The organism is Streptomyces sp. NPDC048590, assembly GCF_043199535.1.
In the GTDB taxonomy this organism is placed as follows: Bacteria; Actinomycetota; Actinomycetes; order Streptomycetales; family Streptomycetaceae; genus Streptomyces.
The window spans coordinates 300,148-324,217 of sequence record NZ_JBICWC010000003.1; the positions used below are offsets into that span (position 1 = coordinate 300,148).

Annotated in this window: 25 protein-coding genes and 1 riboswitch; of the genes, 8 read left to right on the plus strand and 17 right to left on the minus strand. The window is 70.7% G+C overall.

Annotation, left to right across the window (positions count from 1 at the left end):
• Window positions 1–77 precede the first annotated feature (77 nt).
• Window positions 78–671: a TetR/AcrR family transcriptional regulator gene (locus tag ACGFNN_RS09620; protein ID WP_362663711.1), complete on the plus strand. Its 594-nt coding sequence runs from the start codon at window positions 78–80 to the stop codon at window positions 669–671.
• Between the two features lie 15 nt (window positions 672–686).
• On the opposite strand, the gene ACGFNN_RS09625 is transcribed toward ACGFNN_RS09620, so the two are convergent.
• Window positions 687–1,010, minus strand: coding sequence for a DUF4190 domain-containing protein (locus ACGFNN_RS09625; RefSeq protein WP_393554374.1), 324 nt, complete (start codon window positions 1,008–1,010; stop codon window positions 687–689).
• Between the two features lie 16 nt (window positions 1,011–1,026).
• A complete protein-coding gene (locus tag ACGFNN_RS09630; protein ID WP_362541951.1) occupies window positions 1,027–1,182 on the minus strand; it encodes a hypothetical protein in 156 nt (51 codons plus the stop codon).
• Between the two features lie 105 nt (window positions 1,183–1,287).
• On the opposite strand from ACGFNN_RS09630, the gene ACGFNN_RS09635 reads away from it, so the two are divergent.
• Window positions 1,288–1,911, plus strand: coding sequence for a TetR family transcriptional regulator (locus ACGFNN_RS09635; RefSeq protein ID WP_393554376.1), 624 nt, complete (start codon window positions 1,288–1,290; stop codon window positions 1,909–1,911).
• Between the two features lie 10 nt (window positions 1,912–1,921).
• Entirely contained in the window at window positions 1,922–2,752 is an 831-nt protein-coding gene (locus tag ACGFNN_RS09640; RefSeq protein ID WP_393554378.1) for an alpha/beta fold hydrolase, read from the plus strand.
• 36 nt (window positions 2,753–2,788) lie between these two features.
• On the opposite strand, the gene ACGFNN_RS09645 is transcribed toward ACGFNN_RS09640, so the two are convergent.
• The 10 genes from ACGFNN_RS09645 to ACGFNN_RS09690 all read right to left on the minus strand — a co-directional run bounded on the left by ACGFNN_RS09645 (window position 2,789) and on the right by ACGFNN_RS09690 (window position 13,728).
• The gene (locus tag ACGFNN_RS09645) at window positions 2,789–3,655 is read right to left on the minus strand and encodes a thioesterase family protein (RefSeq protein ID WP_393554380.1); all 867 of its coding nucleotides are present in this window, start codon (window positions 3,653–3,655) and stop codon (window positions 2,789–2,791) included.
• 68 nt (window positions 3,656–3,723) lie between these two features.
• Window positions 3,724–4,395, minus strand: coding sequence for a trimeric intracellular cation channel family protein (locus tag ACGFNN_RS09650; RefSeq protein ID WP_393554382.1), 672 nt, complete (start codon window positions 4,393–4,395; stop codon window positions 3,724–3,726).
• An 18-nt stretch (window positions 4,396–4,413) separates the two neighbouring features.
• Window positions 4,414–5,733: an ABC transporter ATP-binding protein gene (locus tag ACGFNN_RS09655; protein WP_393554384.1), complete on the minus strand. Its 1,320-nt coding sequence runs from the start codon at window positions 5,731–5,733 to the stop codon at window positions 4,414–4,416.
• Complete coding sequence (locus ACGFNN_RS09660; protein ID WP_365523632.1) at window positions 5,730–6,818, minus strand: ABC transporter ATP-binding protein; 1,089 nt, start codon at window positions 6,816–6,818, stop codon at window positions 5,730–5,732. Before ACGFNN_RS09660 ends, ACGFNN_RS09655 begins: the two co-directional genes overlap by 4 nt.
• A complete protein-coding gene (locus ACGFNN_RS09665) occupies window positions 6,815–7,804 on the minus strand; it encodes an ABC transporter permease (RefSeq protein ID WP_362663728.1) in 990 nt (329 codons plus the stop codon). Before ACGFNN_RS09665 ends, ACGFNN_RS09660 begins: the two co-directional genes overlap by 4 nt.
• A gap of 90 nt (window positions 7,805–7,894) precedes the next feature.
• Window positions 7,895–9,655, minus strand: a complete 1,761-nt coding sequence (locus tag ACGFNN_RS09670; protein WP_393554387.1) for an ABC transporter substrate-binding protein — start codon at window positions 9,653–9,655, stop codon at window positions 7,895–7,897.
• A gap of 46 nt (window positions 9,656–9,701) precedes the next feature.
• Window positions 9,702–10,694: an ABC transporter permease gene (locus ACGFNN_RS09675; protein ID WP_362541977.1), complete on the minus strand. Its 993-nt coding sequence runs from the start codon at window positions 10,692–10,694 to the stop codon at window positions 9,702–9,704.
• Between the two features lie 356 nt (window positions 10,695–11,050).
• Complete coding sequence (locus tag ACGFNN_RS09680) at window positions 11,051–11,803, minus strand: enhanced serine sensitivity protein SseB C-terminal domain-containing protein (protein ID WP_393554389.1); 753 nt, start codon at window positions 11,801–11,803, stop codon at window positions 11,051–11,053.
• A gap of 235 nt (window positions 11,804–12,038) precedes the next feature.
• Window positions 12,039–12,815 (minus strand): enhanced serine sensitivity protein SseB, encoded by a 777-nt coding sequence (locus tag ACGFNN_RS09685; RefSeq protein ID WP_393554391.1) that lies wholly within the window; start codon window positions 12,813–12,815, stop codon window positions 12,039–12,041.
• Between the two features lie 223 nt (window positions 12,816–13,038).
• Window positions 13,039–13,728 (minus strand): AAA family ATPase, encoded by a 690-nt coding sequence (locus ACGFNN_RS09690; protein WP_393554393.1) that lies wholly within the window; start codon window positions 13,726–13,728, stop codon window positions 13,039–13,041.
• A 186-nt stretch (window positions 13,729–13,914) separates the two neighbouring features.
• Window positions 13,915–14,012, plus strand: a riboswitch (glycine riboswitch).
• Window positions 14,013–14,177: 165 nt separating this feature from the next.
• Here ACGFNN_RS09690 and gcvT point away from each other — a divergent pair.
• The 4 genes from gcvT to ACGFNN_RS09710 all read left to right on the plus strand — a co-directional run bounded on the left by gcvT (window position 14,178) and on the right by ACGFNN_RS09710 (window position 18,612).
• Window positions 14,178–15,311, plus strand: a complete 1,134-nt coding sequence (gcvT, locus tag ACGFNN_RS09695) for a glycine cleavage system aminomethyltransferase GcvT (RefSeq protein ID WP_393554395.1) — start codon at window positions 14,178–14,180, stop codon at window positions 15,309–15,311.
• A gap of 102 nt (window positions 15,312–15,413) precedes the next feature.
• Entirely contained in the window at window positions 15,414–15,791 is a 378-nt protein-coding gene (gene gcvH, locus ACGFNN_RS09700) for a glycine cleavage system protein GcvH (protein WP_362541992.1), read from the plus strand.
• Between the two features lie 18 nt (window positions 15,792–15,809).
• Window positions 15,810–17,069 (plus strand): serine hydroxymethyltransferase, encoded by a 1,260-nt coding sequence (gene glyA, locus ACGFNN_RS09705; RefSeq protein WP_393554397.1) that lies wholly within the window; start codon window positions 15,810–15,812, stop codon window positions 17,067–17,069.
• Window positions 17,070–17,226: 157 nt separating this feature from the next.
• Window positions 17,227–18,612, plus strand: a complete 1,386-nt coding sequence (locus ACGFNN_RS09710; RefSeq protein ID WP_393554399.1) for an L-serine ammonia-lyase — start codon at window positions 17,227–17,229, stop codon at window positions 18,610–18,612.
• A 164-nt stretch (window positions 18,613–18,776) separates the two neighbouring features.
• Here ACGFNN_RS09710 and ACGFNN_RS09715 read toward each other — a convergent pair whose 3' ends face one another.
• The 5 genes from ACGFNN_RS09715 to ACGFNN_RS09735 form a co-directional block, all read right to left on the minus strand.
• Complete coding sequence (locus ACGFNN_RS09715) at window positions 18,777–19,802, minus strand: NlpC/P60 family protein (RefSeq protein WP_393554400.1); 1,026 nt, start codon at window positions 19,800–19,802, stop codon at window positions 18,777–18,779.
• A 291-nt stretch (window positions 19,803–20,093) separates the two neighbouring features.
• Window positions 20,094–20,513, minus strand: a complete 420-nt coding sequence (locus ACGFNN_RS09720; RefSeq protein ID WP_393554402.1) for a hypothetical protein — start codon at window positions 20,511–20,513, stop codon at window positions 20,094–20,096.
• Between the two features lie 182 nt (window positions 20,514–20,695).
• Window positions 20,696–21,109: a RidA family protein gene (locus ACGFNN_RS09725; RefSeq protein ID WP_393554404.1), complete on the minus strand. Its 414-nt coding sequence runs from the start codon at window positions 21,107–21,109 to the stop codon at window positions 20,696–20,698.
• Entirely contained in the window at window positions 21,106–22,233 is a 1,128-nt protein-coding gene (locus tag ACGFNN_RS09730) for an enolase C-terminal domain-like protein (RefSeq protein ID WP_365523657.1), read from the minus strand. Before ACGFNN_RS09730 ends, ACGFNN_RS09725 begins: the two co-directional genes overlap by 4 nt.
• A 53-nt stretch (window positions 22,234–22,286) precedes the next feature.
• Window positions 22,287–23,066, minus strand: coding sequence for a creatininase family protein (locus ACGFNN_RS09735; RefSeq protein WP_393554406.1), 780 nt, complete (start codon window positions 23,064–23,066; stop codon window positions 22,287–22,289).
• 41 nt (window positions 23,067–23,107) lie between these two features.
• Between ACGFNN_RS09735 and ACGFNN_RS09740 the strand changes: the two genes are divergently transcribed.
• Window positions 23,108–24,067 (plus strand): ROK family protein, encoded by a 960-nt coding sequence (locus tag ACGFNN_RS09740; RefSeq protein ID WP_393554408.1) that lies wholly within the window; start codon window positions 23,108–23,110, stop codon window positions 24,065–24,067.
• Window positions 24,068–24,070 lie beyond the last annotated feature (3 nt).

Consider the following 24,070-nt stretch of genomic DNA (forward strand, 5'->3'; position numbering starts at 1 on the left):
TGGAAGCGGCTTCTAGAAAGTCACTCCAGAAATTCACGACGGATGACCCGCCTCACGGACCACAGGACGGCCTTGCGATGAGCCCCAAGCAGCACCGCGGCGAGGTCACGTCCGATCTGCTCCTGGACGCCACGCTGCGGGTGTTCACCGAGTCGGGCGAGCAGGGCCTCACGGTCAACGCCGTCGTCAGGGCCAGCGGTGTCAGCCTGGGCAGCCTCTACCACCACTTCGGCAGCCTCGACGGCCTCGTCGGCGCCGTGTGCCATCGCTGGCTGGGGCGCCTGTTGGGGGATCTGGCCACAGCGCTGAGCACATCCGGCTCCGCGCAGGCGGGCATCACGGCTCTCGTGCGGGCGTATCTGGCCTTCGTCCAGGAACATCCGGGCCCCGCCCTGCTGCTCCACTCGCCGCTCGCCGACCGCAAGGGGATGGCACAGGGCAAGGAGGTCCGTGACACCCAGGAGGCCAGGGTCTCGGAGATGGAGGGCTGGATCCTTCCCCATGTGGAGTCCGGGGAGCTGGCCCCGCTGCCGACACCGCTGATCGAGTCCCTGGTACTCGGTCCGGTCGTGGCCGTCGCCCGCCGGTCGCTCTCCGGTTTCGACGACGTCGACCTCGACGAAGCGGCACGGTTGCTGCCGGAGCAGATCTGGCGGTCGGTCCGGAGGTAGGCGGGCCGGGTCGCCTCAGCCCGTGAGGCTCCAGGAGACGGTGCCGTTCGCCGTGACGAGCGCGGCGAGGACGACGAGGTCCGCGACCCCCAGGGCCAGCCCGAGGAGCGCACGGCCACGGCGGGCGGTGGAGCGGGTCAGAGCGATCAGCGCCATGACGATCGCGACCGGCCCGAGCAGGATGTTCATGACCAGGAGGCCGATCAGCCCGAGGACGAACGAGGCGACGGCGAGCCCGTCGGCCTCCCTGCCACCCGCCCGGGGGCGGGCGGGACGCGCCGGGCCGGAGACGGACCGGGTTTCGACGGGACGGCTGTTGCGCGCGGTGGTGAGTGCCACGGTATGGGCCCCTTCCTCAGCGGGTGCGGCGGGCGAGTCGTTCACGGGCGCCGAAGACCGCCAGCCAGAGACCTATCACCGCGGCGGCGGTCAGGGCGACGGGGAGCGGAAGGTGTGCGACCGCTCCGAGCACGACCCCCAGCAGGAGCAGTGCGGCGACGAGCACGAACATGTCCGGTCCTTTCCGCAAGGATTGAGAGTACGACTGTTCACTGACTTCTGAGTCTAAACCCGATCCGCCTTCCCCGACTCGGAGAACGGTTGTTTACTGAATGGCATGAGTCACACCACCGGGGTCCGCCAGGCCCAGAAGCTGAAGACCCGCCAGGCACTGCTCGACGCGGCACTGGAACTGCTTGAGCACCAGAGCCTGAGCAGCCTCGGCCTGCGCGAGGTGACGCGGGCCGTGGGAGTGACCCCGACCGCCTTCTACCGGCACTTCGACGGCACCGCCGATCTGGGTGTCGCCCTGGTGGAGGAGACCCTGGGGAGCCTGCACGGGATGATCGGGGCGATCCTCGCCGACACCGGGGACAGCGAGGAGCGCCTGGACCGCAGCGTCGGCCTGATAGCGCGTCACGTGACGGCGCAACCGGGCCACTTCCGCTTCATCGCCCGGGAGCAGCACGGCGGGGTGAGCCGGGTACGGGAGGCGATCGCCGCCCAGCTGCGCGCGTTCGCGGAGGAGGTCGCCGAGGTCCTGGGCGCGGAGCCCGACTCCGAGGGCTGGGAACGGGAGGACCTGCTGATGCTGGGCGGGCTGTATGTGGACCACATGGTGCTCACCGCCTCGGCGCTGCTGGACGCCGGCCCGGAGGGGGAGCGGGAGGTCGTCCGCGTGGCGCGACGCCGGCTCCGCCTGGTCACCTTGGGCAGGGCCCACTGGCTGGACGAACCGTAGGGTCGGCCTCATGAACGACTGGACTCTGGACCGGGCCTTCACCACTTCCTCGGGAGAGGTCCGCTGGGCCTCCCTCGGCCCCGAGGAGGCGCCGCCCGTGGTCCTCGTGCACGGGACACCCTTCTCCTCGTACGTCTGGCGCGGTATCGCCCGGGGGCTGGCGCAGGACCACCGGGTGTACGTGTGGGACCTGCCGGGCTACGGCGCCTCGGCGCAGTACGCCGGACAGGACGTGTCACTGGGCGCCCAGGCCGGGGTGCTGCGCGAGCTCCTCGACCACTGGGGGCTGGTGGAACCGACCGTGGCCGCCCATGACTTCGGAGGGTGCGTCGCACTGCGCGCCCATCTCCTCCACGGCGCCCGCTACCGCCGCCTCGCCCTGGTCGACCCCGTGGCCCTGGCTCCGTGGGGTTCACCCGCCTACCGGCTGCTCGGCGGCCAGGCCGAGACGTTCGGCGAGCTCCCGCCCGAGCTGCACCAGGCCCTGGTGAGGGAGTACGTCGGCTCGGCGAGCCATCGGGGGCTGCACCCGGCGGTGCTGGACAGGCTCGTCGCCCCCTGGTGCACGGGTACCGGGCAGCCCGCCTTCTACCGCCAGATCGCCCAGAACGACCAGCGGTTCACCGACGAGATCCAGCACCGCTACGGCGAGTTGGACCTCCCCGTCCTGGTCTGCTGGGGCACGGAGGACACCTGGATCCCGGTCACCCGGGGCCACGAGCTGGCCGGGATGATCCCGGGGGCCGAACTGCGGCTGATCGAGGGCGCCGGCCATCTTGTGCAGGAGGACGCGCCGGCCGAGCTCACCGCGGCGCTCACCCGCTTCCTGCGCAGGGGATGAGGCCCGCCGGACGGCGGGCCTCGTCGTGCGAGGGGGTCAGCCCCTGGGGGCTCGGGCGAGCTGACGGGACTGGGCGACGAGACGGTCGGCGCTGTCCCAGACGTCCGCGTCCTCCTCCAGGAAGCCCCCGGCGAGGTTGCGGGTGGTGATGGAGACGCGCAGCGGCCCGGGGGCCGGTCGGCACCGGATGTGTGCGGTCAGCTCGATGGTGGGGGTCCAGCCCTTGAGCCCGAGCTCGAAGGAGGTGGGCGGCAGCGCGTCGACGGTGAGCAGCAGGGAGAGCGGGTCCGGGTCGCGGCCGTCCGCGAGCCCGAACCAGCCCCGCATCTCACCCTTGCCCGAGGGCGCTCCGATCGCCCATCCGACCGTCGCCGGGTCGAGCTTGATGTCGAGCCGCTCGGTGATGGCCGAGCTCCCGGGGATCGCGGCCGTGCCGTCGCTCGTCCCGAGGCACCCCTCCAGGGGCGGCATGGCCGGCGGCACGGCGGCCGTACGGACCTCGTCCGTCAGGCCGTCCAGGTCGCCGTAGGTCGCGAGCACACGGATGCGCTCGACCTCGCTGCCGTCCTCCGCGTACTGGAAGAGCGAGGCCTGACCGGTGGAGAGCGTACGGCCGGTCCGAACGACCTGGGTGCGGATCACGGCGGGGCCGGGGACCGACGCCGTGAGGTAGTGGGCCGAGACGGAGAAGGGGTCGGAGTGCGGCAGCGCCTCGCCGAGCGCGCGGCCCAGCATGGCGAGCAGATAGCCGCCGTTGACCGCGTGGATGATCGTCCAGCCCGCGGAGAGCTCGGCGTCGTAGACGCCTTCCTCCCGGAGCGCGACCGCCGTGTCGCGGTCGAACTCGCTGTCACCGATGGTCGCCCGCCTGAGGGGCGACTCCTGAGCTGCTGCCTGTGCCATGGCATGCACGGTACACCGATTGTATTACTGAGCGGTAGCTTTCTGTTTCGGTCGGATGACGGCCGGAGTCAGATCACGGCCGGGGTCTCCTCCGCGGTCGCCGAGCGCCTGTTGTAGGCGCGCGGCGCCCTCCAGTGGAAGCGCATGGCCAGCAGGCGCAGGACGAAGGCGGTGATCACGGCCGCGCCGCTGGTGTAGCCGTTGAGAACGTCGAAGCGGATGCAGATGACCACCATGGTCGCGCCCACGATCGCGGGTACGGCGTACAGGTCGCGGTCCCAGCGGAGCAGCGAGGGGACCTCGTTGGCCAGGACGTCGCGCAGCACACCGCCGCCGACCGCCGTGGCCAGTCCGAGCGCGGCCGACGACGTGAGGCCGAGTCCGTACTCGTACGCCTTGACGGTGCCGGTCACGCAGAACAGCCCCAGCCCGGCCGCGTCGAACACGTTGACGCCGACCTGGATGCGTTCGACATGGGGATGGAGGAAGAAGACGACGACCGCGGCGAGCAGCGGGGGCAGGAAGTACCCGAGATCGGTGAAGGCCGCGGGCGGGATCGCACCGATCATCACGTCACGGAAGATCCCCCCGCCCAGCGCGGTCACCTCGGCCAGGACCGCGATGCCGAAGACATCGAAGTTCTTGCGTACGGCGAGCAGCGCGCCCGAGATCGCGAAGACGAAGATCCCCGCGATGTCGAGCGCGTGCTGGACGGAGGGGGTGAAGAGTTCGTTGAGCACCCGGCAATTGTGCCGGTACTACCCCTTCGGCCCGTCCTCCGCGTCCGCGGCCGGTGCGGCGGGCGCCTCGTCCTCCTGGGCGGAGGAGGTTGCGGCGGGCTCTTCCGGCGTCTTCGCGGCGACCGGTTCCGGATCCGCGGCGGAGGGCTCGACGGCTGCCCCTCCGGGCGCGGCCCCGGTCCCCGTGACCGCCTCCTCCGGTGACTCGGCGGCCTCGGCGGCGGCCGGCTCCGCGGCGGGGGTGCTCTTCACCGTGATGACGTCCGCCACGAGCGGGGCGTCGCCCGGCGCCTGGTCCTCGCCGTTCTCCGGGTGGTGGCACGCCACCTGGTGGCCGGTCTTCAGCTGGAGCAGCGGCGGCTCGGTCGTCGCGCAGACCTGCGTGGCCTTCCAGCACCGGGTGTGGAAGCGGCAGCCGCTCGGCGGCGAGATCGGCGACGGCACGTCACCCTTGAGCAGGATGCGCTCGCTCTTGGCACCCCGCCGGCGCGGGTCCGGCACCGGCACCGCGGACATGAGCGCCTTGGTGTACGGGTGCATGGGCGCCTCGTACAGCGAGGAGCGGTCCGCGAGCTCGACGATCTTGCCCAGGTACATCACCGCGATCCGGTCCGAGACGTGACGGATGACCGACAGGTCGTGCGCGATGATCATGTACGTGAGGCCGAGCTCGTCCTGGAGGTCGTCGAGCAGGTTCACGACCTGGGCCTGGATCGACACGTCGAGCGCCGAGACCGGCTCGTCGGCGACGACCAGCTTCGGCTTCAGCGCGAGGGCGCGGGCGATGCCGATGCGCTGGCGCTGACCGCCGGAGAACTCGTGCGGATACCGGTTGTAGTGCTCGGGGTTGAGACCCACCAGCTCCAGCAGCCGCTGGACCTCCGCCTTCACACCGCCCTCGGGGGTGACGCCCTGGAGCCGGAAGGGCGTGCCGATGATCCCCCCGACCGTGTGCCTCGGGTTCAGCGAACCGTACGGGTCCTGGAAGATCATCTGGATGTCACGGCGCATCGGCCGCATCTTCCCCGTGGACAGGTGCGTGATGTCGCGCCCCTGGAACTCGACCTTGCCGCCGGTCGGCTCCAGCAGACGCGTCACCAGCCGTCCCATGGTCGACTTCCCGCAGCCGGACTCGCCGACGACGCCCAGGGTCTCCCCGGGGCGCACGTCGAAGGTGAGTCCGTCCACGGCCTGGACCGCGCCGACCTTGCGCTTGAGCACGCCCTTGGTGATCGGGAAGTGCTTGACCAGCCCCTCGACCTTGAGGAGCGGCTCGGACCCGGACCCGTCCGACCCGGCCGCGGCGCTCGCGGCAGTCTTCTCGTTCAGATCAGTCACAGCTTCGGCGCAATCTCTTCGGTCCAGATCCGGTCGCGCTGCTCGCGCGACATGTGGCACGCGGAGTAGTGCCCGTCGCTGACCAGCTGCAGCTCCGGACGCTCGGTGCGGGTGATGTTGTCCTTCGGGACGTCGGCGTACGGGCACCGCGGGTGGAAGGCGCAGCCGGACGGGACGTTGATGAGGCTGGGCGGGGAGCCCTTGACCGGGATCAGCCGCTCGGTCTGCTCACGGTCGATGCGGGGCATCGAGCCGAGCAGGCCCCAGGTGTAGGGGTGCTGCGGTTCGTAGAAGACCTTCTCGGCGCTGCCGCGCTCGATGCAGCGTCCCGCGTACATCACGAGCAGGTTGTCCGCGATCTCGGCGACGACACCGAGGTCGTGGGTGATCATGACGACCGCGGAGCCGAACTCCTTCTGCAGGTCGCGGATGAGGTCGAGGATCTGCGCCTGGACGGTGACGTCGAGGGCGGTCGTCGGCTCGTCGGCGATGAGCAGCTGCGGGTTGTTGACCAGGGCCATCGCGATCATCGCGCGCTGGCGCATGCCGCCGGAGAACTGGTGCGGGTAGTCGTCGTAACGGCGGTGCGGCTCGGGGATCCCGACCCGGTCGAGCATCTCGATCGCGCGCTTCTTGGCGGCCTTCTTGTCCACCTTGTTGTGGACCCGGTGCGCCTCGACGATCTGCGCGCCGACGCTGTAGTACGGGTGCAGGGCCGACAGCGGGTCCTGGAAGATCATGGCCATCTTCTGGCCGCGCAGCTTCCGTACGCGCTCGGGTCCGGCGCCGATGAGCTCCTCGCCGTCCAGCCAGATCTCGCCGCCGATGCGGGCGCGCTCCGAGGTGTGCAGGCCCATGATCCCCAGGGAGGTCACGGACTTGCCCGAGCCGGACTCACCGACGATGCCGAGGGTCTGACCGGCCTTCAGGTCGAAGCTGACGCCGTCGACGGACTTGACCAGGCCGTCGTCGGTGTCGAAGTGGACGCTGAGGTTGCGTACGGAGAGGAATTCCTTGCCGTCGCCGGACCGGGGCGCCGGGACGGTGTCCGCCGCCGGGGAGTCCTTCTTGATTGCGTCGCTCATGAGAGCCTCACCCGGGGGTCGATCGCGGCGTACACGAGGTCCACCAGCAGGTTGCAGATGACGATGAAGAAGGCGGCGACCAGGGTCACGCCCATCACCTTGGGCAGGTCGGCCTTGGTCACACCTTCGATGGCCATCGCTCCCATGCCCTGGAAGGAGAAGACCCGTTCGGTGATGACCGCGCCGCCGAGCAGCAGCGCGAAGTCCATGCCGAAAATGGTGATGAGGGGGGTGAGGGCGGCACGCAGGCCGTGCCTGACCACCACCTTGCGCTCCCTGAGGCCCTTGGCCCGGGCGGTTCTGATGTAGTCCTCGCCCATCGTCTCCAGCATTCCGGCCCGGGTGAGCCGGGCGTAGAGCGCGGAGTACAGCAGGGCGAGGGTGCACCAGGGCAGCACCAGGGCGGAGGCCCATTCCACGGGGTTCTGGGTGAACGGCACGTACTCGCCGTTGCCGAAGATCGCCAGCACCACGAGGCCGGTGAAGAACATCGGCAGGGAGACACCGGCGAGGGCGACACCCATGGAGAGACGGTCGAAGAAGGAGCCCCGCCGCAGTGCGGAGAGGACACCGATGGCCACACCGGAGACCACCCAGATGACGGCGGCACCGACGGCCAGCGAGAGCGTGACCGGGATGCGGTCGGTGATCTGCGGCCAGATCTCGGTGTGGGTCTTGAAGGAGTAGCCGAAGCACGGGGCATGGCAGGTGACGGGGTCAGGGCCGAACTGGTACTCGGCGCCGACGACGATGCCCTTGATGAAGTGCCAGTACTGGAGGTAGAGGGGCTGGTCGAGCCCCAGGTTCTTCTTGACCGCGGCGATGACGTCGGGGTCGGGGCTCTTCCCGACGTACTGGGCCGCCATCGAGTCGAGGGTCTGCCCGCCGAGGCGGGGGACGAGGAAGAAGATCGCGAACGTGACTGCGCTGACCACCAGCAGCAGCAGCACCGCGGCGAACACGCGTCGGATGATGTACGCAGCCACAGCCGTGCGGCGCCGGGCGGGCGGACGGGGTACGCCCGCCGGCCCGGCGCCTTCACCTGCCTTTCAGGGGATGCTGTTGATGAACAGGTGTTACTTGGTCGAGGTCATCAGCACGTAGTCGTACATGCCGAGGTACGCGTCGGTGACCGTGACGTTCGCCGCGGAGTCCGGGCGGTAGAGCAAGTTCTTGCGGTAGATCAGCGGAACGACCGCGGCGGTCTCCATGACCTTCTGGTCGACCTCGCCCCAGGCGGCGTTGCGCTCGGTGGTGTCGACGGTGCCGATGCCCTTGACCAGGGCCTCGTTGACGCCCTTGTCGTCGAGCTCCATCAGGTTCGTGCCGCCGGACGGCTTGATCGCCGTGCCGTTCACGATCTGGTCCAGGAATCCGAAGCCGGTCGGCCAGTCGGCGCCCCACTGCATCATCATCATGCCCGCGTTGTTCTTGTGGACCCAGGCCGGAACACCCGCGAAGTCGGTGAAGTACTTGTCCGACGGGAACTGCTTGATGTCTGCGGTGATCCCGATCGCCTTCAGGCTGCCCTGGATCTGCGTGGCCGCGGTGATCTCGTCAGGACGGTCCGAACGCGCGGTCAGCGTGGTCTTGAAGCCGTTCGGCTGCCCGCACTTGGCCAGGTGCTCCTTGGCCTTGGCGACGTCGCCCTTGCTGCCCTCGGTCGGGTACAGGTCGAACTTCTTGTACCCGGCGACGGTCGGCGGGATGACCGTGGTGGCCGGGTCACCCTTGACGGAGCCGCCGATGGAGTCGATCAGGCTCTTCTTGTCGACCGCGTACTGGACGGCCTTGCGGCACTCGGCGTTGTCGAACGGCTTCACGTTGACGTTGAGCGCCATGTACTGCAGCACACCGGCGTACGGGTTGTCCGTCTTCGCCTTCTCCGCGGCCTTCACCAGGACCTTGGGCTGCGTCTTGGACTGCAGACCCGTGCCGGCGATGTCGGCGGTGCTCACGTCGTCGAGGAGGTGCTCGTCGACCGTGGTGGGGTTGACGTTGAACTTGAGGTCGATCTTGTCCGGCAGGGCCTTGCGGATCGGGTCCGTCTTCGGGTCCCACTCCGGGTTGCGGACGAGGGTCGCGCCCTTGCTCTCGTCGTACGACTCGAACTTGTACGGGCCGGACGAGACCATCTTCTGGACGTAGGAGGCACCCTTGTCGGCCTTCTGCGGGACCGGGGCGGTCTGCGAGAAGGCGGCCAGGTAGTCCATGTCCGCGAAGGGCTTGTTCAGCTTGAAGACGATCGTGTAGTCGTCCGGGGTCTCGATGGACTTGAGGCCCTCGGCCGACTTGTCCTTGTACGGGCCCTTGTACTTGTCGCCGCCGTCGAGGTAGGCCTTGAAGTACGTCGGGCCGTTGGAGAGTGCCTCCGGCGCGAAGTTGGAGCGCTCGACGGCGTACTTGACGTCCTTCGAGGTGATCTCGGTGCCGTCCTCGAACTTCACGCCCTTGCGGAGCGTGTAGGTCCAGGTCTTGGCGTCCGCGCTGGCCTTGCCGAGGCTGGTGGCCAGGTCGGGGACGATCTTCAGGCTCTCCTTGCCGGCGGCCGGCTTGAAGGTGACCAGGGAACGGGCGTACAGGCGGGAGAAGTTCTGCACCCAGCCGTAGTAGGTGTTGCCCGGGTCGAGGGAGTCGGGGCCACTGGAGTGCTCGTACGTGACCGTCCCCCCCTTCTTGTCGGTCTTGTTGACGATCGTCGACAGAGCGGCGTCGGTCTTGGCGCCGCTGCCCCCGCCCGCGCCGTCGCTGTCCGAGTCGCTGCCGCTGCAGGCGGAAGCGCCGAGCGCCACCGCCACGGCGACGGCTATCGCCGAAGCTGTCTTTCTGTTTCGCATGCTGAGGAAAGCCCCCTCGCTAGTCCGGTGCGGCACTGCCGCGTTATTACTTGCCACGAGGGTCGAGTGCGTCACGCAGCCCGTCCCCCAGCAGATTGAAGGCCAGCACGGTGAGGAAGATCGCCATGCCGGGGATGACCATGAACATCGGGTCCACCTCGTAGAGGTCGACCGCCTGCGTGAGCATGCCGCCCCAGGACGCCTGCGGCGGAGCGATACCGACGCCGAGGAACGACAGGGAGGCCTCGAAGAGGATGTTCGTGGGGATCAGCAGCGTCGCGTAGACCAGGATCGGCGCGATCAGGTTCGGCAGCAGTTCCCGGAAGAGGATGAACGGGCCCCGGGCGCCGAGGGACTTGGCGGCCTCGACGAACTCGCGCTCGCGCAGCGACAGGGTCTGCGCGCGGACGATACGGCCGATGTAGGGCCAGCTGAAGAACCCGATCACGAAGATCAGGACCGCGATCCGCAGGGTGAGTCCTTCCATCCCGAACGCTTCGCCCTGGAGGGAGGCGGAGATGGAGATCGCGAAGAGCAGCAGCGGGAAGGCGAGGAAGGTGTCCATCAGGCGGCTGATGAAGCTGTCCACCCAGCCGCCGTAGAAGCCGGCCACGACACCCATGACGACGCCGATGACGACGGACAGGATCGTGGAGCCGACGGCCACCACGAGGGAGACCCAGGAGCCTTCGAGGATGCGCGCCAGGATGTCGCGCCCGGTCTGCGGTTCCACACCGAGCGGATGGTCCCAGCTGATACCACCGAAGTCGCCCTTCGGCGCCAGCAGTACGGGGTCGACCAGGCTCTGGTTGAAGGCGTTGGGGTCGAGCCCGAGGAGCGACTGGAGCGGCTTCGACAGCAGAGCGGTCAGCACCAGCAGGATGACGACGACGCCACCGGCGACCGCGGCCTTGTCCCGCTTGAAGCGCGTCCAGGCGATGCGGCCGAGCGAACGGCCCTCGATCTCCTTGCGCCCGGCGCCTTCCAGCACCGTCTCGGGCCGCGCGTCCGCCCGGGTGGTCTCGATCGGTGCCGTCATGGCGCTGGGGACCCCTCTCGGCCGACGGTGGCCGGCCTGTGACCGCCGCTGTAGCGGCTCGTATCAAACGTTTTTCAAGTGGCGGCGCACGGCTGGGCGGACCCTGTTTCGAATGGAGGTCCGCCGGGCATGGAGCACTGCTGATGGGAGTCTTCAACCACTTTGCGATCACCCGCCAGACCTGACGGGGAATGTTTGCTCAAACGTGATGAGCACAGAGGGCTTCCGTTATCCGGACAACCGTGCTTGCTGAGCGGACCTCTCGGTCGCTAATCCGCCATAACGGACAGAGGCCGCAACAGCATTGAACAGGTGACCAACCACTCCACCGCCGACGCGCGGGGACTGACGCCGGATCAGTAGGGGCGCGGCGAATGCCCGGTGGCCGGAGGGTAGCCGTAGCCCGGAGCGCCGGTGGCCGGAGCGTGCGCCTCGCGGTCGTAGAACGGCCGGGCGTTGGCGTTCAGCCACATCGCGACCGGGTCGTACTCGTCGGACAGCGAGACCGTGGAGACCGGAAGCCCCTCGGGGACCACGCCGATCGACTGCCGCATCATCTCGCGCACGGAGTCCACGGAGGGGCGGCCGGTGTCGTAGAGGTCGAGGCCGATCGCGAGGTACGGGACACCGAGGGCCGGCTGCACCCAGGCGCGTCGCAACGCGCGGACGGCGGGGGTGCGGTGGGCGTTCTGCGACAGCAGGGCGTAGAACTGCGGGATCTCGACGGCCGGTTCGGTCAGCCGCAGCGGCCCGGCGGGCATCCGGTCAAGACCGGTGGCGATGCGCCGGAGGTCGAGCCAGGGGATGCCCACCCCGCCGCCCGGGGCGTGCGGGTTGAGCCAGATGCCCCAGCGGTCGGGGAAGAGGGAACGGGCGATGTCACGGCCGGTGGTGACCTCGTGGGCCCTGGTCCAGCCGCTCGCCGAGAGCTCCTGGGCGGAGGTCACGCACGGGGCGTAACCCAGGCCGTCGACCTCCATGTTGCCGTACTGGGCGTCCGGGGAACCGGCCGTTCCGTGCCACAGGAGCATCCACACCTGGCCGTCCGCCAGGGAGCGCAGCAGTTCCTCGTACGTGTCGAGGCGCCCGGGGGCCACCTGGCGCAGCATGCGCTCGACATCTCCCCGAGCTCCCGGCTCCGCCCGAGCGGGAAAGACCCCACCGGCCGCCCCCGCGCCAGACGCACTCACCCTGGGTCCCACCCCTCGTAGATCCGCTGTTCCCGCACGCTTCTCGGCGCCGTGCGCCGCTCCCGGGCACACGGGGCGGCCGCTCTCATCCAACCAGCTTATGCGCCGCCCCTGACACCGTCTTGACGCCACGTGGTCGTACGCACATACGGACTCAGTGGCCGTCGTACCGGTAGAACGGGCGCACCTTGTCCCGCATCCAGTCGCCGACCGGGTCCTGGGTCACGTCGAGCATGAGGAGACTGACCGGCCAGGGCGCCTGCACCCGGCCGAGCGCGCGCCCCAGGGCGTCCAGCGGAACGCTCTGCGCGACGGCGTTCGGGGCGAGGCCCTCGACCGCGACGAAGAGGACGGGGCTGTCGCCCTCGATGCTGGCGAGGGCCCTGCGCGCGGTGCCTGTCACACCGGTCGCCCGGAACTCGGCGGACACCTCGGCGAGGAAGTCGACGGGGTCCTCCTTCCAGTCGGGCTCGTAGAGCCTGACCCGGCCGCCGCTCGCGGGGCCGTCCAGCGGTGTGCGCCCGGACCTGCAGAGCTCCGCGACCGCCGCCGGGGGCAGCGGCACTCCGACGGCACCGCCCGGGTTGACCGCTATCCCGAGCTGCGGAGGGAGCCCGCGGGCGAAGTCGCGCGCGGGGGCGACGGTGAAGGAGAGGTGGGAGCCGACGCACTGGAGGAACTGCGCCTCCGAGCTGAACACGGGGACATAGGCCCCGCCGCCGATGTCGACCGTCGGGAGGTCGAGGTCGGCGCTGTCCGGCCCGCCACCGTTGGGCAGCGGCACCCAGACCTGGCTGCGTCCCAGGACCTCGACCAGCCGGCCTCCGGACTCGGGGACGCCGAGCGCGGCGCTCAGCACCTCCTCGAGCTCGTTGGCCGGCCATCCGGACGACGGATGCAACGGGCCCTGGGCCTGAGCCGGAATGTCCACGGTGTCTGTGTCCCTTTCTCGCCATGCGGTGCGGCTGAAACCTTAGACCGGCTCACCCCGGGAGGGCAGTGCCGCCTGCCGGACGGCACCACCCCGTCCACCGCGCCATCCACCATCCGGACACCCGGACCGAGGGCCGCGAACTGTGCGTATGCGAACGGTGACGCGTCCGGGCCGCCGTCCGGAACACGGCACACCGCGGGCGCACCCGTCCCGGACCGCTTCATTCCACCCCGGGCCGTGGTGCGGGGAAGGAGATCCGGCCGATCGCCGTGGCCGTCTCGCGGTCGAGCAGGACCGCCGAGGCGCACCCCGGCGGCAGCAGGCCGCGTTCGATGCCGCGCAGCAGTCGCCCGACCGCCCGCCTGTGACGGGCGAAGGCGTACCCCGAGACCCCTCTCCCCCGCTCCCGCTGACCCTGCCGGGCCACGTCCGGAGGGACGTCGAGCAGGACGAGGTGCAGAGCACCTCCCCGCCGCAGCGCCTCCCGGGCCAGCCAGCGCCGCACCCAGGTCTGCGTACCGCAGTCGTGCACGACGACCGACCCGCCGGAGCGCAGGGCTCGCCGGAGCCCTGCGTAGTGGGCGACGCGCGCCAGGGGCCGGTAGAGGGCGTACGGGAGTAAGGCGGGCAGGACGGCCTCCCAGCGGTCCCGGGTGTCCTGGGAGTCGATCGCGTGGTCCCGGACGGTCCGCCGGATCAGCGTCGACTTGCCGCTGCCGGGCAGTCCGGAGACCACCACGACGTCACCCGCCGCGAAGTCCAGGACGCGGACCCCCCGGCCGGCGGCGCCCCTGAGGTCACACACCACCTCCGGCCGCCCGCCGCCCGCCTCGCGCTCGGGCGCGCCCGGCTGCCGGGGCATCGCGCCGCTTGCCGCCCCCGCGATGCTCGCGTAGTGCTGCGATGTCATCGTCATCCCCCTGCCGAGTCACCCGCCGACCTGCACATGGACCTGCCCAAGAAGTGTAAAGAAAAGGTAATGCGGGACAACCGCTCCCTCGCCGACGTGTCGCGCCCCACCCCACTACGGACCTGGCCGTCCCACTCTCCCGCAAGCCGTGCGATGATGACCCCGCCAAACTGCATACCGGCCGTTTGAATCCGCGCGGGAGAGTCCCGGTCACCGTGTGCGCCGGGCGCCGAAGGAGCAAGTTCCTCCCTTGAATCTCTCAGGCCCCGTACCGCGTGGATGAGGCAGATCTGAAAAGCGGGCCGCCCTGCGGCCCCACCCAAGGTGCAAGCCGAGCCTGACGGGGTGACCCGTCCGGACCCGTTCAGGGGCTCTCGGCGAACCTCTCAGGTTCCGATGACAGATGGGGAGGGAACCGCCCCCTGTCGTCATGCCCTGGAGCCATGTCCATGAGCACTGCCCCGAGCGCCCCCCGTCACACCGCCCTCGACGCCCTGCACCGGTCGCTGGGCGCCACCATGACCGACTTCGCGGGCTGGGACATGCCGCTGCGGTACGCCAGCGAGCGCGACGAGCACAACGCCGTGCGCACCCGGGCCGGACTGTTCGACCTGTCGCACATGGGCGAGATCACCGTCACCGGGCCGCAGGCGGCCGCCTTCCTGAGCTACGCGCTGGTCGGGAACATCGCCACCGTCGGCGTGGGCCGGGCCCGCTACACGATGATCGTGGCGGAGGACGGCGGAATCCTGGACGACCTGATCGTCTACCGCCTCCACGACACCGGGGCCCCCGAGTACATGGTGGTCGCCAACGCGGGCAACGCCCAGCTCGTCCTGGACACCCTGACCGCCCGCGCCGGGGACTTCGACGCGGAGGTACGCGACGACCGCGAGGCCTACGCGCTCCTCGCCGTCCAGGGCCCGGACTCGCCCGCCGTACTGAAGTCGGTCACCGACGCCGACCTGGACGGACTGAAGTACTACGCCGGTCTCCCCGGCACCGTCGCCGGCGTCCCCGCGCTCATCGCCCGTACGGGCTACACGGGCGAGGACGGGTTCGAGCTCTTCGTCGCGCCCGAGCACGCGGAGGAGCTGTGGAAGGCGCTGACCGAGGCCGGGGCCCCGTACGACCTGATCCCCTGCGGGCTCTCCTGCCGCGACACGCTCCGCCTGGAGGCGGGCATGCCGCTGTACGGGCACGAGCTGACGACCGCGCTGACCCCCTTCGACGCCGGCCTGGGCAGGGTCGTGAAGTTCGAGAAGGAAGGCGACTTCGTCGGCCGCGAGGCGCTCGCCGCCGCCGCGGAGCGCGCGGAGAGCGCGCCGCCCCGCAAGCTCGTCGGCCTGATCGCCGAGGGCCGCCGGGTCCCGCGTGCCGGCTTCTCCGTCGTCGTGGACGGGAAGGTCGTGGGCGAGGTCACCTCCGGAGCCCCGTCGCCCACCCTGGGCAAGCCGATCGCCATGGCCTACGTGGACGCGGCGCACGCCGAGCCCGGTACGGAGGGTGTCGGCGTCGACATCCGGGGCACGCACGAGCCGTACGAGGTCGTGGCACTGCCTTTCTACAAGCGCCGTAAGTGAGCCGCGGGCGTCGCGCCGGCCACGGCCACGTGACGCATTCGTGTCTCACACCGCAAGACCACCGTTCATCAGCACTCCCCCGCGTACAGGAGAATTCAGGTCATGAGCAACCCCCAGCAGCTGCGGTACAGCAAGGAGCACGAGTGGCTGTCGGCCCTCGAGGACGGCGTGGCCACGGTCGGCATCACCGAGTTCGCGGCCAACGCGCTCGGTGACGTCGTCTACGCCCAGCTCCCGGAGGTCGGTGACACGGTGACCGCGGGCGAGACCTGCGGTGAGCTGGAGTCGACCAAGTCGGTCAGCGACCTGTACTCGCCGGTGACCGGCGAGGTGACCGCGGCGAACCAGGACGTCGTCGACGACCCGTCGCTGGTGAACTCCGCCCCCTTCGAGGGCGGCTGGCTGTTCAAGGTGCGCGTCGCACAGGAGCCGGACGATCTCCTGTCCGCCGACGAGTACACCGCGTTCTCCGGCAACTGAGACCCTAGGGACCCCCTGATGTCGCTTCTCAACTCCTCCCTCCACGAGCTGGACCCGGACGTCGCCGCCGCCGTCGACGCCGAGCTCCACCGTCAGCAGTCCACCCTCGAGATGATCGCCTCGGAGAACTTCGCTCCGGTCGCGGTCATGGAGGCGCAGGGCTCCGTCCTGACCAACAAGTACGCCGAGGGCTACCCCGGCCGCCGCTACTACGGCGGGTGCGAGCACGTCGACGTGGTCGAGCAGATCGCGATCGACCGCATCAAGGCGCTCTTCGGCGCCGAGGCCGCGAACGTCCAGCCGCACTCGGGTGCGCAGGCCAACGCCGCCGCGATGTTCGCGCTGCTCAAGCCGGGCGACACGATCATGGGTCTGAACCTGGCCCACGGCGGTCACCTGACCCACGGCATGAAGATCAACTTCTCCGGCAAGCTCTACAACGTGGTCCCGTACCACGTCGACGACACCGGTGTCGTGGACATGGCCGAGGTGGAGCGCCTGGCCAAGGAGTCGAAGCCGAAGCTCATCGTGGCCGGCTGGTCCGCCTACCCGCGCCAGCTGGACTTCGCCGCCTTCCGCCGGATCGCGGACGAGGTCGGCGCCTACCTGATGGTCGACATGGCGCACTTCGCCGGTCTGGTCGCCGCGGGCCTGCACCCCAACCCGGTGCCGCACGCCCACGTCGTCACCACCACCACCCACAAGACCCTCGGCGGTCCGCGCGGTGGTGTCATCCTGTCGACCCAGGAGCTCGCCAAGAAGATCAACTCGGCGGTCTTCCCCGGTCAGCAGGGCGGCCCGCTGGAGCACGTGATCGCGGCCAAGGCCGTCTCCTTCAAGGTCGCGGCGACCGAGGAGTTCAAGGAGCGCCAGCAGCGCACCCTGGAAGGCGCCCGCATCCTCGCCGAGCGCCTGGTTCAGCCCGACGTCACCGAGGTGGGCGTGTCCGTCCTCTCCGGCGGCACGGACGTGCACCTGGTCCTGGTCGACCTGCGCAACTCCGAGCTGGACGGCCAGCAGGCCGAGGACCGGCTCCACGAGCTGGGCATCACGGTCAACCGCAACGCCATCCCCAACGACCCGCGTCCCCCGATGGTCACCTCGGGTCTGCGGATCGGTACGCCCGCCCTGGCCACCCGTGGCTTCGGCGCGGCGGACTTCGCCGAGGTCGCCGAGATCATCGCGGCAGCGCTGAAGCCGGCGTACGACGCCGACGCCCTCAAGGCCCGCGTCGTCGCGCTGGCCGAGAAGTTCCCGCTGTACCCCGGCGTCAAGTAGACGCCCGCGGTTTGCACACAGGGTGGGGGCACCACGCACACTGGAACGGCGTGCGCGGTGCCCCCACCCCTTTGCCCCGCACTCCCGGGCCCACCGGCCCTTCCCCCGCACCACCCGGCGGACAACGACGTCCACCAACGCCTTAGGAGTACTCCCCGTGGCCCTCTCGGTCTTCGACCTCTTCTCCGTCGGTATCGGCCCGTCCAGCTCCCACACGGTCGGCCCGATGCGCGCGGCCCGTATGTTCGCCCGCCGGCTCAAGAACGAGGGTCTGCTGGTCCACACCGCGTCGATACGGGCCGAGCTCTACGGCTCGCTCGGCGCCACCGGCCACGGTCACGGCACCCCGAAGGCGGTCCTGCTGGGGCTGGAGGGCGAGTCGCCCCGCACGGTCGACGTCGAGGGCGCCGACACCCGCGTCGAGGAGATCCGCGCCTCGGGCCGGATCAGCCTGCTGGGCACGCACGAGATCCCCTTCGACGCCGACGAGCACCTGGTCCTGCACCGGCGCAAGGCCCTCCCGTACCACGCCAACGGGATGACGGTCTTCGCGTACGACGCCGAGGGCGCCCCTCTGCTGGAGAAGACGTACTACTCGGTGGGCGGCGGATTCGTCGTCGACGAGGACGCCGTGGACGGCGAGAATCCGATCGTCCCGGACGACACCGTGCTCAAGCACCCCTTCCGCACCGGCGACGAGCTGCTGCGTCTCGCCCGGGAGACCGGCCTCTCCATCTCCTCGCTCATGCTGGAGAACGAGCGGGCCTGGCGCAGCGAGGACGAGATCAGGGCCGGGCTGCTGGAGATCTGGCGGGTCATGCAGGCCTGCATCGCCCGTGGCATGTCCCGCGAGGGCATCCTGCCGGGCGGCCTGAAGGTCCGCCGCCGCGCCGCGAACTCGGCCCGCCAGCTGCGCGCCGAGGGAGATCCCCAGACGCACGCGATGGAGTGGATCACCCTCTACGCGATGGCGGTCAACGAGGAGAACGCCGCCGGGGGCCGCGTGGTCACCGCCCCGACCAACGGCGCGGCAGGGATCATCCCGGCCGTCCTGCACTACTGGATGAACTTCGCCGCCGGCGGCTGCACCGAGGCGGAGAAGGAGGACGGCGTGGTCCGCTTCCTGCTGGCCGCGGGCGCCATCGGCATGCTCTTCAAGGAGAACGCCTCCATCTCCGGCGCCGAGGTCGGCTGCCAGGGCGAGGTCGGCTCGGCCTGTTCCATGGCCGCGGGCGCCCTCGCCGAGGTCCTGGGCGGCTCCCCCGAGCAGGTCGAGAACGCCGCCGAGATCGGCATGGAGCACAATCTGGGGCTGACCTGCGACCCGGTCGGCGGGCTCGTCCAGATCCCCTGCATCGAGCGCAACGGCATGGCGGCGGTCAAGGCGGTCACGGCGGCGAAGATGGCGCTGCGCGGGGACGGCAGCCACAAGGTGTCCCTGGACAAGGTCATCAAGACCATGAAGGACACCGGCGCGGACATGAGTGTGAAGTACAAGGAGACGGCCCGGGGCGGGCTCGCGGTGAACATCATCGAGTGCTGAGGCGGCAGGCCGACAGGACCGGTCCGGCGGCGGGTGGACCCGCCGCCGGGTGCCCGCGTACCAGGCCATGGCCGTCCCCGGGCGGCCCCGGTGAGCGGCCGGGCCCCGCGGACCCGCGTACCTCCGCGGGCCCCGGGGTGTCCCGGTGATGCTGGACGGAAGGCTCAGATGCGTACGGCCGCCTGGTAGCTGCCGACGGTGTCCATCGACTCGTAGCGGACGTAGGCGCCCGGGTACGGCGCGTGCAGCACGGTGTTGTTGCCGGCGTACAGGCCCACGTGCGAGGTGTTGCTGAAGAAGACCAGGTCTCCGGGCTTCAGCTGGCTGCGCCCGATGCGGGTGCCCTCGTTGATCTGGGTGTACGTGGTGCGGGTGATGTCCGCTCCGGCCTGGGCGTACGCCCACATGGTCAGGCCCGAGCAGTCGAAGGAGTCGGGGCCCGTGGCCGCCCGGACGTAGGGCTTGCCCACCCGGGTGTCAGCGGCCGCGAGCGCCGCCGCGCCGAGTGCGGAGGCCGGCACCTCGTTGCCGAGCTCGACCCGGTCCCCCGCGGAGCGGCTGGCGCGCTGCTCGTCCTCGGCCATCTTGGCCCGCTCGGCGGCGGTGAGGGTGTTGAGCAGCTTCTGGGCCGCCGCCAGCTTGCCCTGGAACTTCTTCTTGTTCTCGCCGAGCGTCGTACGGACCTCCGCCAGATCCGCGAGCTTGCCCTGCGCCTCCTTGCGCTGCTGCGCGAGGGTCCGCTGCTTCGCCTGGATCTTCCGCAGCGACTCGGCCTGCTTGGCCGTCAGCTGGTCCAGCGCGGAGGCCTTGTCGAGGAAGCCGTCGGGGTCCGAGGAGAGCAGCAGCTGGATCGACGGGTCGAGGCCTCCGGAGCGGTACTGCGCGGCGGCCAGCGAACCGAGCTCGCCGCGCAGGGTGTTGAGCTCCTCCTGGCCGCGGGCGACCTTGTCCTGGAGGGCGTCGGCCTGCTTCTTGAGCTCGTCCTGCTGCTCCTTGGCGCCGTTGTACTTCTCCGTCGCCTCCTCGGCCTCGTGGTAGAGCTTGTCGACCTTCGCCTTGACCTCGTTCTTGGTCGGCTTCGGGTCGGCGTGTGCGGCCTGGGAGGTCAGGGCCACGGCAGCGGCGGCGGTCGCGGTGAGCACGGTCACGCGGGTGCGGCTCGGCTGCTTGGGACGACGGTGGGACGCCACGAAGGCGAGCTCCTTCTTCCTCGAGCCGCCTACCGGGCTGTGGGGGACAGAGTCGCATCCCCGGCTCCGTGCACGTCACGGACTCGGCGGTTCCTTCGCCGCCGCCCCGAATGGGCGATCAACCGCACGAAGGTTCGGAGCTCGACCTTAGTGACCATCCTGTGACCAGTTCAATGTTTCGGTGAAGATTGTCGACACGGCGGGATGATCTTTACTCGTATCGCACGCCGTGTAGCCGCGACCTGACGGACCGTCCTGGACGAGTGCGCCGTCGGGGCGGCACGCGGCGGATCAGGACTCGGGGCAGAGCGTCTTGCGCAGCCCGAAGTTGATGTGGCCTCCGTCCTCGTCGGTCAGCGTGACACCGTCGTAGGAGAACCGCTGCGCGGCGTCGTGGTCCGGGTCCTTCGCGCCGCCGTCGAGGGACGCGCACTGATTGCGGGCCGCGTCGATGGCCTTCTCCTCGTCATGGGTGAGCTTGCCGTTGACGTCGTGGACGGCCGCGAGGACCGCGTCCCGCTCGGCGCCGGTGGGCTCGGGCGGTATGCCGGTGCCCTCGGCCTCGCCACCACCGCCCGCGGTGGCCGACGCCTCGGGCGCGGCGCTCTTCGCGGGCTTGGACGTGACGTCCCCGTCCTTGTCGCTGCTGCAGCCGACGGCGGTGACGGCGACTACGGCGACGGCGGCCGCCGTGATGATGCGGATACGCATGATGGTTCCCCCCTGGTACGACACAAGTGGGACCAGGGTGCGGCAGTCGGGGGGCCCGGGCCCCGGTGATGACGGAGCTGTGACGTGACCCGGACAGCTTCGCAGCGGTCGGTCGACTCATCCGCCCGCTCCCCCTGCGCACGGGTGCCCCCGGTCCCGAGGACCGGGGGCACCCGGTGGTACTACGCGCCTGCCGGCACCTCCCGGCGTACGGCGACCACGTCGATCTCCACCAGGATGTCCATGAGGTCGGACCCGACGGTGGTGCGGACCGGGTACGGCGCCGTGAAGAAGGCGCTGTACGCGGCGTCGTAGGCGGCGAAGTCCCGGCGCAGGTGCTGGAGATGAGCCGTGACCTTGACGACGTCACCGAAGCCGAGGCCTTCGGCCTCCAGCACGGCGCCGACGTTCCGCAGGACCTGGGTGGTCTGTTCGCCGACGGTGTCCGCGACCGCGCCGGTGGCCGGGTCCTGGGGGCCGAAGCCCGCGGTGAAGAGGTACGGGCCGGCGGCGACGCCCTGGCTGTAGGCGCCCGCGGGCGCGGGTGCACGGTCGGTGCGGACCGCGCGGCGGGCGTCGGGGGCTGCGCTGCTCATCGGGTGAGGTCTCCTTCGCGGGCGTTGACCTCCGCGTAGTGGCGGAGCTTGTCCTCGTCGACGGTGACGCCGAGCCCCGGACCGGTCGGAACGCGCAGGCTGCCGTTCTCGAAGGTGAGCGGCTCGATGATGTCGTCGGCGTGCAGGTAGTACATGGAGTCGATGGCGCGGGACAGCACCGGCGTGCTGCTCACGACCGCGAGGTGCGCGGCCGTAGCGATGCCGAGTTCGCCGCCGCTGTGCAGGTTCATGCCGAGCCCGAAGGTCTCGCAGTGCGCGGCGAGGGCCTTGGTGGGCGCGATCCCGCCCCACTTGTAGACGTCACCGTGGATGACGTCCACGGCGCCCAGGCGCACGGCGGGCGCGAAGTCCTCGAAGCGTACGACGCACATGTTGGTGCAGAGCGGGATGCGGACCTTGGCGCGGACCTGGCTCATGCCCTCGATGCCGACGCAGGGGTCCTCCAGGTATTCGAGGTCCAGCTCCTCCAGTGCGATTCCGGCCCGGACGGAGTCGGGGACGGACCAGGCGGCGTTGGGGTCGACGCGCAGGCTGACCTCGGGCAGGGCGGAGCGCAGCGCGCGCAGGATCGCGACGTCGCCCTGGACGTCCTTGGTGCCCTTGAGCTTGACGGCCTGGAAGCCGCCCTCGGTGACGACCTTCAGCGTGTGTTCGGCGAGCGCGGCGGGCAGGTCCGCGGGCCGGGCGCCGGGGGCGTCGGCCCGGGTGATGAGGGCGGTGAGCGGGACCTCGTCGCGGACGGGGCCGCCGAGGAGGTCGGTGACGGACTGGCCGGTCGCCTTGCCCATGGCGTCCCAGCAGGCGACGTCGAGGGCCGCGATGGCGGCGTAGCCGAGGTAGCCGTAGAAGAAGGGGACCATGTGCTGCTTGCGGTGGAAGGCCTCCAGGGCGAAGGGGCTCATCCCGATGAGGTCCTCGGCGAGGTTCTCGACGATGGCGGCGACGGGCCGGCCCCACATGGTCTCGCCCCAGCCCTCGACACCGGTGTCGGTCCGGATGCGGACGACGGTGCGGGTCTCCCCGGTCTTCGTCTCGAAGGAGCTGGTGAAGGGGTTGACCAGGGGCAGGTTCACGACGTGGACGTCTACGCCGGTGATCTTCATACGGGTTCCTCGTTCGGTGCGGATGGTGCGGTGGGTGCCGGGCGGGACCTGGGTCAGGGCTGGGGGCGCGTGGCGGCGTCGAAGGCGACGACGGCGCGCGCGAGGCCACGGGCGCGGTCGTCGAGGAGCCGGCGCCCGTGTGCGGCGTCGGCGGTGGAGGCGTCGTCGGTGGAGCCGCCGACGCGTTCCCACTCGCCGTGCCGCTCGACGGTGAGGCCCGGGTAGGGCGGGCGGTCGAAGAGCGGCGGCGGGTCCACGGGGCCCCTCGCCGGTACGGGGGTGCGCACCAGGGCGGGCTGCGCGGCGAGCATCAGGGAGGTCTCGAACCAGCCCGCGTGTCCGGGGGCCACCTCCGGGCGGCCGCCGTCCTCCTCCCCGCCGGTCACCGTCCAGTACGAGCAGGCGGCAGCGGTGACGTCGGCGCGCAGGGCGAAGCGCTTGACTGCGAGCTTCATGATCTCGTCGTTGCCTCCGTGTCCGTTGACGACGAGGATCCGCCGGTACCCGCAGGCGGCGAGGGAGTCGAGGATCTCGCCGAGGACGGCGCCCAGGGTGTCGGCCGACAGGGTCAGGGCCGCCGCGAACAGGTGGTGGGGGCTGTGTCCGTACGGCAGCGTCGGCAGCCGGGTCATGGACGGCGCCCCGTCCGGGGCCTCCTCGTCCAGCAGGGCGAGTGCCCGGTCCACCACCGCGTCGGCCAGGAAGGTGTCGGTGCCCATCGGCAGGTGTTCGGCGTGCTGTTCCTGGGAGCCGATCGGGAGCAGCGCGATGGATTCCGGCGCCGATTCCCTGACGTCCCGCCAGGTGGTTTCGGTCAGGTTCCGGTCGCTCATGCGGCTGTCTCCCCGGAACACGGACGTGGCAGAGTCGGCGTATGGCTCATGAACGTTCTCCCTTGCGGTTGGTGCCGGACCCCGTCCCGGGTCCGGAGGTGCGGGCCGTTCCCCGCACGCTGGGGGCCGTGGAGCTGCTGCCCGGCCGGGTCCGCGCGGCGCTGCTCGACCGCTCGGGGACCGTGCTCGACCGGGCCGAGGCGCTCTTCGACCCGGCGTCCCCCTCGACCGGCGGGGTCGACGAGGCGCTGGCCCGCGTGGCGGCGGTGTTCGAAGGGCACCGGCCGTCCGGGATCGGCGTCGCCGCGGCAGGGGTGGTCGATCCGGCCGCGGGCCGGGTGGTCGAGGTCGACGAGGCGCCGGCGCTGCGCGGGTACGGGGTGACCGCCCGGCTGGAGGAGCTGACCGGGGCGCCGGTGCGTGTGGAGCACCGCGCCCGGGTGCAGGTGCTCGGGGACCGCTGGTTCGGGCCGGGCCGCGGGCGGCGGTCCTTCGCATCGGTGTCGACCGGTGAGGTCCTCGGGGTGGGCATCCTGTACGACGGTGAGGTGCTGGCCCCCGAGGGCGGGCGCAGCGGGGCGCACATGACGGTCTCGGCCAGCGGCGAGCCCTGCACCTGCGGGCGCCGGGGCTGCTGGAAGGCGGTGGCCACCACACGCTGGCTGCGCGGACGGGCAGGAGCGCTGGGTCTCGGCGCCGGGGACACCTCGCTCGGCGCTCTGGTGGCGTCCCGGGACGGGGCGGCGCGGCGCCTGGTCGCGGAGTACGCGGAGAATCTCGTGCTGGGTCTCGCCACGGTGCAGCAGCTCTTCGCGTGCGGCCTGTTCGTCCTGCACGGCGAGGCCCGTGAGGGCGGGGAGCCGTTCCGCGCCCTGGTCGAGTCGGGGCTGCGTGCGGGCGCGCTGGGCGGCGGGGAGCTTCCCCGGGTGGTGGTGAGCGAGGCAGCCGTGGACGACGTCGCCCTCCTCGGGGGCGCGGGGCTCGTGCTCTCGGGCAGGTAGGCG